We start from the raw sequence: 7,792 nt of genomic DNA, 5'->3' as shown, positions 1-7,792 counted from the left end.
AAGAACATCATAAATCTCTCTCTAATCGATCAAATCCTCAAGCACCGCGGGGTGGAGCAGCCCGGTAGCTCGTCAGGCTCATAACCTGAAGGTCGTAGGTTCAAATCCTACCCCCGCAACCAAAGATTGCTGCGTTGTCAAACGCTTGAATGCCGCCCTCCGGGGCGGCGTTTGCGTTTCTACCTATCAAGGAAACACTGGGGACACTGCCCCCGCGCCCCGGCCTCGGCATTTCCCGCCGACCTTGGTCCTGTTCGCTTGCCTCAGAATCTGGAAATCGTCTATGTCTGCTAGGGCTTGGGAACCTGCCCGGGTCAACATCGACAAGCTTCGGCGCAAGAAGCTGCAGGCGATGAGAGTGCATAGTATCCTGAACGAAAGGTTCGGGAGGACTTAGGTGATTAAAAGTCCGGGCTCAGGTCCGAACTGGAATTAAGGAACAAGGGCATGGCAGGAACGGCTTTCGCGGTATCATATAATTATGCAGGGAGTGATCCTTGGCTTGATGCTTTGATTTACGGGACCGCTTGGGACGATGCGGGTGGTACTGTGACAATCACCTATTACCTCGCTGGTTCCTCGGATGCAGGTGACCCGTTTGGTGCGGGCGCTACATACGATTGGACGCCGGCCTGGACCGACGCGATTGAAGCAGCGTTCGCTGCTTGGGAGGCCGTGGCAAACATTGATTTTGTCGCAACGACGAACGGTGCGGCCGCAGATATATGGGAATGGTTAGGCGATGATGATGGGCTTGGCTCAGGGATACTTGGCTGGCATGACTTGCCACAAAGCCTTGAACCAAATTATGGCGCGTACAACACCGATTTCTGGACGGATCCCCTAACTCTTCTGCCCGGCGGATACGATTTCATTACGCTCTTACACGAAATTGGCCACGGACTTGGTCTGGACCATCCGCACGAACGAACTACCTTCCCAGGCGTATCTGCTCCTTTTGATGACTATGGCGACTATAACCTGAATCAAGGCATCTGGACGACGATGACCTACAATGACGGTTGGCCAGTGGAAATAACATCCAGTGACGGCACCTATGGCTGGCAAGCCACCCCGATGGCGCTCGATATCGCGGCGATTCAAGCGATCTATGGCGCCAACACGACCTATGCGTCGGGCAGCGATACCTATGTCCTCCCGGATGCCAACGGGTCCGGGACCTTCTGGTCCTGTATCTGGGACACTGCCGGGATCGATACGATCAGCCATGCAGGCGGCACCAATGCCGCCGTCATCAACCTCAACGACGCTCCGCTTGCTGAGGATGCGCCAAATGCGGGGGGCTTTGTGTCCTACGCGGATGGTATCGTCGGCGGTTTCACGATTGCCAACGGCGTGATGATCGAGAACGCGATTGGCGGCAACGCAGCCGACCACATCACCGGCAACGAGGGCAACAACTCGCTTTCTGGCGGGGCTGGCAACGATACCATCCTTGGTGAGGATGGGGACGATACCCTGATCGGCGGACTGGGGACCGACTACCTTTACGGTGGCAACGACAACGATGTCTTCGAGGGCAATGGCGGCAACGACTCCATCTATGGCGGGGCCGGCAATGATGTGGTGGCTGAAAGCCTTCTGAGCGAAACGTCGTCGGAATTTGCCAATGGCGGTGACGGCACCGATACGATCGTCTTTACCGACTACACGACGCTGGCAGATTTTCTGTTTGCAGTTGAATTTGTCGACCTTGGCGGTGGCCAGATCGCCATCCGGGAAACCGGCAACCTCAGCAATCAGGTCATCGTCGAAGAGTTCGAGAATATCGGCGTCGGCACAAGTGCAAGCGTCATCGCGGAAATCGATACCATCGCGAACCTGATGGCGGCGGACGCCTTCAATATCGTCACCGGCACGCCCGGATTTGACAGCCTGACCGGGACCGGCGGCGCCGATGCCGTCTCCCTGCTGGCGGGCAGTGACTACTTTGACGCGCGCGACGGCGACGATTCAGTCAACGGCGGTATCGGTTGGGACGAGATCCACGGCGGCATCGGCAATGACCTGATCGAAGGTATGGACGGCTACGACGTGCTGTACGGCGACCAGGGCGATGACACGATCTATGGCAACAACGGTCGTGACACATTGTATGGCGGCGACGGGAACGACTACATCAACGGCGGCAAGAACCCGGACCTTATCCACGGCGATGCGGGCAACGACAGCATCGAAGGCAAGGCCGGCGCCGACACCATCTATGGTGGCTCAGGCAACGACGACCTGAACGGGAACGCCGGAACCGATACGGTGTTTGGTGACGCGGGTGATGATATCATCCGGGGCGGCATCAGCCACGACATGCTGTTTGGTGGTCTTGACGACGACTCGGTCTATGGGCAGGGCGGGCGCGACACCCTCTACGGCGGAAGTGGGAACGACCTCGTCAACGGTGGCGGCGGCAACGATACGCTGTCGGGCAATGAAGGCGACGACACGCTGTTTGGCGGAACCGGCGAAGATGTGTTCATCTTCGACTCGGGCTCTGACGTCATCACCGACTACAACCGGTTCGCGGACACGATCTATATCAGTGCCTCCCTGTTGGTTGAGGCGGTTCCGGACGGCAATGACATCCTGAACTACGCCACTACAGTCGGAAACCACGTCGTTCTCGACTTTGGGAACGGCAATGTGCTGACGATCAACAACCTGATTGACGCGAACCTTTTGGTGGATGAAATCGTCTATATCTAGGATCGATTGATGTGCCGGGCAGGTCGTCTTGCCCGGCAGGTCCCGTATCGGTGACATCTCGTCCCGACATTTTCATTGCAACGCCTGATTGTCCTATTAGTCTCTACGATTAGTTTTTTACGAGGACAATTGAGTGCCAGTGCAAACCCCAAAAGCCCCGTTTCATGGGCAAATGACATTCACCCTGATGACACCCGGCGACGAAACGGGTTCCGGAACGTCCCAAAGCGCCCGGCTGGTTCGGGGCAATGACGAAGATGAAACCATCTATGGCGGCTTTGGCGACGACACCGTCTATAGCTATGGTGGCGAAGACCTCCTGTACGGAGGTCCAGGATGGGACTTCCTTTATGGTGGCAATGGAAACGATACCCTGAACGGAAATGCCGGGTTGGACGTCCTCTATGGTGGGGACGGAAATGACATCGTCTACGGTGGCTTGGATGACGACTTCCTATTAGGCGGCGATGATGGTGACGATACCGTCTTTGGGCAAGGTGGCTTCGATTACGTAGTCGGCGGTTCGGGAAACGATCACCTCTATGGAGGAGGTGATGCCGATGACGTTGCTGGCACTGAAGGCGAAGATGTCCTCTACGGCGGCGTGGACTTCGACAACCTTTTTGGTGGAGCAGACAACGACACTCTTTTTGGTGGCGCGGGGTCTGACTATCTGTCCGGTGGCGCCGGGGATGACACGCTTTATGGAAATGCTGACTGGGACGATATCCTTGGCGGTGCCGGAAATGACGTAGTCTACGGCGGCCTCGCTCTGGACACGCTTTTCGGCGGGGGCGGCGAAGACCGTCTTTACGGACAGGGCGGGGATGACTTTCTGGAGGGCGATGCCGGAAACGACGTTCTCTATGGCGGAGCAGACAACGATTCCGTCTTCGGCGACGAAGGCGACGATTTTCTGTACGGCGGCGTAGCCAACGATCACCTTGATGGTGGCGCCGATCACGACACACTGTTTGGCGGATCGGGCGCTGACATTCTGTATGGCGGCGACGACAACGACATCTTGCATGGAAATGCCGATGGGGACACCATCTTGGGCGAGGGCGGTGAAGACCTTTTGTACGGTGGGCTTGGTAACGACAACCTGAATGGCGACTTCTTAATTGGTACTGGTACCGGCGGCGAGAACGACACTGTCTTTGGCGGCGCCGGCAACGACCATATCTATGGCGATGGCGGCAACGACGCCTTGTACGGGAACGCAGACAAGGACTCGGTTTATGGCGGTGACGGCAACGACACTCTCTATGGAGGCACCGGCGCGGATTTTTTACAGGGTGGTTATGGTGATGACACCCTCTACGGAGGTGCGGGTGCTGACACCTTTATTTTCTACGTTCCTACCGGCAATAACGTCCTCTCCGACTTCAACGTCGATGAAGACTTTATCTACTTCTATGGTCCTTCGATCGGTCATTTTTGGGGAGGTGCCAGCACCCTTATCCTCGATTATGCATCGACGGTTGGGGATGATGTAATTCTCGACTTCGGAGGCGGTTTGGTTTTGACGATTGTCGGATTGAGCGATCCCAATCTGTTGCTTGACACAGCTGGTATCCTCCCTTGTGAAAACTGCTAAGCCAGTTTCCGGGGAAGCTTGCGTGCAATAACTCCATGACAGTTTGGCGGGGGGGTGATAATCACCCCCCCGGAATATGATGTCAGGAAGGTTCGGTGCCAGTGGAGATAGAACAGACACCGATTGCAGGGCTGCTTGTCCTCACCCCGAAAAGGTTTGGCGACAATCGCGGGTTCTTCTCTGAATCCTACAGCGCGCGGGCGATGGCCGAAGCCGGGGTAGACACGGTTTTCGTTCAGGACAACCATTCCCTGTCCGCCAAGATCGGCACGGTCCGCGGGCTGCATTTCCAGACACCGCCCCACGCGCAGGCCAAACTGGTACGCTGCGGCAAGGGGTGCCTGTTCGACGTGGCCGTCGACATCCGCAAAGGATCGCCGACCTATGGGCAATGGTTTGGCGTCGAACTCAGCTTTGAGAACGGCAAACAGCTGCTGGTCCCTGAAGGGTTCGCCCACGGTTTTGTCACCCGCGCGCCGGACACCGAAATCATTTATAAATGCTCCGACTATTACGCTCCGGACTGCGAGGGCGCGGTGCGTTGGGATGACCCCGCCGTCGGCATCGACTGGGCGCTTGGCGGGGTAACCCCGATCCTGTCGGACAAGGACGCCGTCGCGCCCGCTCTGGCCGACCTTGATAGCCCGTTCGTCTGGGAGGGTGCGGTATGAAGATCATCGTAACCGGCGGCGCGGGTTTCATCGGGTCGGCTGTCGTGCGGCAGGCGATTGGCGCAGGGCACGAGGTCGTCAACCTTGACGCACTGACCTATGCCGCCTGCCTCGACAATGTGGCAAGCGTGGCGGACAGCCCGTCCTATGCCTTCGAACATGTCGATATCCGGGACCGGGCCGCGCTGGACCGGGTGTTCGACACCCACCAGCCCGACGCGGTCATGCATCTGGCCGCTGAAAGCCATGTGGATCGCTCCATCGACGGCCCCGGCACCTTCATCGAAACGAACATCCTTGGCACCTTCCACCTGCTGGAGGCGGCGCGGGCCTATTGGATCAATGCGGGACGACGCGAGGGCTTCAGGTTCCACCACATCTCGACCGATGAGGTCTATGGGTCGCTGGGGGATAGCGGGCAATTCACCGAAGACACCCCCTATGACCCGCGCAGCCCCTATTCGGCCTCCAAGGCGGGGTCGGATCACCTTGTCCGGGCGTGGCATGAAACCTATGGGCTGCCTGTTGTCCTGACCAATTGTTCGAACAACTACGGGCCTTTCCATTTCCCTGAAAAACTCATCCCCGTGGTGATCCTGAACGCGCTGGCGGGCAAACCGATCCCCGTCTACGGCAAGGGTGAAAACGTGCGGGACTGGCTGTTCGTCGAAGATCACGCCGATGCGCTTCTGACCGTCCTGCAACGCGGGGCGCTTGGCCGGTCCTACAATATCGGCGGCAAAAACGAGGCGAAGAACATCGACATCGTCCGCACCATCTGCGCGATCCTTGATCGTAAGCGGCCCAAGGAAACGCCCTATGCCGACCAGATCACCTTTGTGACCGACCGGCCCGGCCACGATCTGCGCTATGCGATCGACCCGACCCGCATTCGAGATGAACTGGGTTGGCGCCCATCGGTGACGCTGGAACTGGGGCTGGAGCGGACGGTCGACTGGTATCTCGACAACGAAGACTGGTGGCGCGCACTGCAAGACCGCGAAGGCGTCGGCGAACGGCTTGGGGTCAAGGGATGACCCTGCTGGTCTTCGGCAAATCGGGTCAGGTCGCGACAGAGCTTTCGCGGCTGGCCCCGGACGCCATTTTCCTTGGTCGCGATCAGGCTGATCTGTCCAACCCCGACGAGTGTGCCGATGCAGTCCTGACCCATCGCCCGACAGCGGTGATCAACGCGGCCGCCTACACCGCCGTGGATCGGGCGGAACAGGAAGAAGACCTTGCAACCGTGATCAACGGCGACGCGCCCGGCGCCATCGCCGGGGCCTGTGCCGATCTGGGTATCCCGCTGGTGCACATTTCCACCGACTACGTTTTTCCCGGCGATGGCACGGCCGCGTGGCGGCCGGAGGATGCGACGAAGCCCTTGAACGCCTATGGGCGGTCCAAACTGCGGGGTGAGGAAAGGGTGCGGGCGTCGGGTGCCGTTCACGCCATCCTGCGCACGTCATGGGTCTTTTCCGCGCATGGGGCGAACTTCGTGAAAACCATGCTGCGCCTGTCCGAAACGCGCGACAGGCTGACCGTCGTGGCAGATCAACTGGGCGGGCCAACGCCAGCGCGGGATATCGCGGCGGCCTGCATCGCGATTACGGGCAAGCTCGACGGCGACACCAGCGGCACCTATCATTTCTCTGGTGCGCCCGATGTCTCTTGGGCCGACTTCGCGCGTGAAATCTTTCGACAGTCTGGCCGGGCGGTCGACGTGGCCGATATTCCCAGTAGCGACTTCCCGACCCCCGCCCGGCGCCCGTCGAATTCCCGCATGGATTGCACTTCGTTTGTGACGGCCTTCGGGATCGGCCGCCCCGACTGGCAGGCTGGGCTGGCAGAGGTCCTTCGCGACCTCGGGGTGTCAGCATGACAGCTCGCAAGGGCATCATCCTTGCTGGCGGGTCTGGCACGCGATTGTATCCGATCACTCAAGGCGTGTCGAAGCAGCTTTTGCCGATTTATGACAAGCCGATGGTCTATTACCCGCTCTCGGTGCTGATGCTGGCGGGCATTCGCGACATCGCGGTGATCACCACGCCGCAGGATCAGGACCAGTTTCGCCGGACCCTTGGGGATGGCAGCCAATGGGGCATTTCGCTGACCTATATCGAACAGCCCTCGCCCGACGGGCTGGCCCAGGCTTACCTGCTGGCGGCGGCGTTTCTGGATGGCGCGCCCTCGGCCATGGTCTTGGGGGATAACATCTTTTTTGGCCACGGGCTGCCCAGGATCCTTGCCGCCGCCGACCAGAGCGCCGCCGCGGCGACGGTCTTTGGCTACCGCGTGGCGGACCCGGAACGCTATGGTGTGGTGGCCTTCGACGGCGCCGGGACGGTGACCTCGATCATCGAAAAACCCGCGGTGCCGCCGTCGAATTACGCGGTCACCGGGCTCTATTTCCTTGACGGCACGGCGCCGGAACGGGCGGCGCGGGTCCGGCCCTCGGCCCGGGGCGAGCTGGAGATCACGACGCTTCTGGAAAGTTACCTGGCGGAGGGGGCGCTGGATGTGCAGCGGATGGGGCGCGGCTATGCCTGGCTCGACACCGGGACCCACGCGAGCCTGCTGGACGCGGGAAACTTCGTGCGGACGCTGCAGGACCGGCAGGGGCTGCAAACCGGAAGCCCCGACGAGGTCGCCTTCGACATGGGCTGGATCAGCCGCGAGGACCTGACCGCCCGGGCCGCACGGTTCGGCAAAAACGGATACGGCGCCTATCTCGGCGGGTTGGCGAGTGGCAAGGGGCACGGAGAATGAAGCGTTGGTCGTCCGGGCAGAATGGCGCTGC

The 7,792-nt window shown here is 59.9% G+C and carries 6 protein-coding genes and 1 tRNA gene; all 7 read left to right on the top strand.

What is annotated here, in order from left to right; genetic code table 11:
* Positions 1–45: 45 nt before the first annotated feature.
* Positions 46–122, top strand: a tRNA-Met gene (locus EU803_RS14835).
* A gap of 883 nt (positions 123–1,005) precedes the next feature.
* Complete coding sequence (locus EU803_RS14830; protein WP_207209211.1) at positions 1,006–2,721, top strand: calcium-binding protein; 1,716 nt, start codon at positions 1,006–1,008, stop codon at positions 2,719–2,721.
* A gap of 172 nt (positions 2,722–2,893) precedes the next feature.
* Positions 2,894–4,321 carry a calcium-binding protein gene (locus EU803_RS14825; protein ID WP_129684214.1) on the top strand — a complete coding sequence of 476 codons (1,428 nt, stop codon included), beginning with the start codon at positions 2,894–2,896 and terminating at the stop codon, positions 4,319–4,321.
* A 101-nt stretch (positions 4,322–4,422) separates the two neighbouring features.
* On the top strand, positions 4,423–4,992 hold the full coding sequence (gene rfbC / locus EU803_RS14820) for a dTDP-4-dehydrorhamnose 3,5-epimerase (protein WP_129684212.1): 570 nt from the start codon (positions 4,423–4,425) through the stop codon (positions 4,990–4,992).
* Complete coding sequence (rfbB, locus tag EU803_RS14815; protein ID WP_129684210.1) at positions 4,989–6,029, top strand: dTDP-glucose 4,6-dehydratase; 1,041 nt, start codon at positions 4,989–4,991, stop codon at positions 6,027–6,029. The genes rfbC and rfbB overlap by 4 nt, the downstream gene beginning before the upstream one ends.
* Positions 6,026–6,874 carry a dTDP-4-dehydrorhamnose reductase gene (rfbD, locus tag EU803_RS14810; protein ID WP_129684208.1) on the top strand — a complete coding sequence of 283 codons (849 nt, stop codon included), beginning with the start codon at positions 6,026–6,028 and terminating at the stop codon, positions 6,872–6,874. The genes rfbB and rfbD overlap by 4 nt, the downstream gene beginning before the upstream one ends.
* Positions 6,871–7,761, top strand: coding sequence for a glucose-1-phosphate thymidylyltransferase RfbA (gene rfbA, locus EU803_RS14805; protein WP_129684206.1), 891 nt, complete (start codon positions 6,871–6,873; stop codon positions 7,759–7,761). Before rfbD ends, rfbA begins: the two co-directional genes overlap by 4 nt.
* Positions 7,762–7,792 lie beyond the last annotated feature (31 nt).

The organism is Loktanella sp. IMCC34160, assembly GCF_004145845.1.
GTDB lineage: Bacteria > Pseudomonadota > Alphaproteobacteria > Rhodobacterales > Rhodobacteraceae > SELP01.
This window is presented reverse-complemented; position numbering and strand designations above follow the sequence as displayed.

What these genes read in the sequence shown, in the direction of transcription:
- EU803_RS14830 (WP_207209211.1), top strand. Translation starts at nt 1,006, where the DNA reads ATGACCTACAATGACGGTTGGCCAGTGGAAATAACATCCAGTGACGGC.
- EU803_RS14825 (WP_129684214.1), top strand. Translation starts at nt 2,894, where the DNA reads ATGACATTCACCCTGATGACACCCGGCGACGAAACGGGTTCCGGAACG.
- rfbB (WP_129684210.1), top strand. Translation starts at nt 4,989, where the DNA reads ATGAAGATCATCGTAACCGGCGGCGCGGGTTTCATCGGGTCGGCTGTC.
- rfbD (WP_129684208.1), top strand. Translation starts at nt 6,026, where the DNA reads ATGACCCTGCTGGTCTTCGGCAAATCGGGTCAGGTCGCGACAGAGCTT.
- rfbA (WP_129684206.1), top strand. Translation starts at nt 6,871, where the DNA reads ATGACAGCTCGCAAGGGCATCATCCTTGCTGGCGGGTCTGGCACGCGA.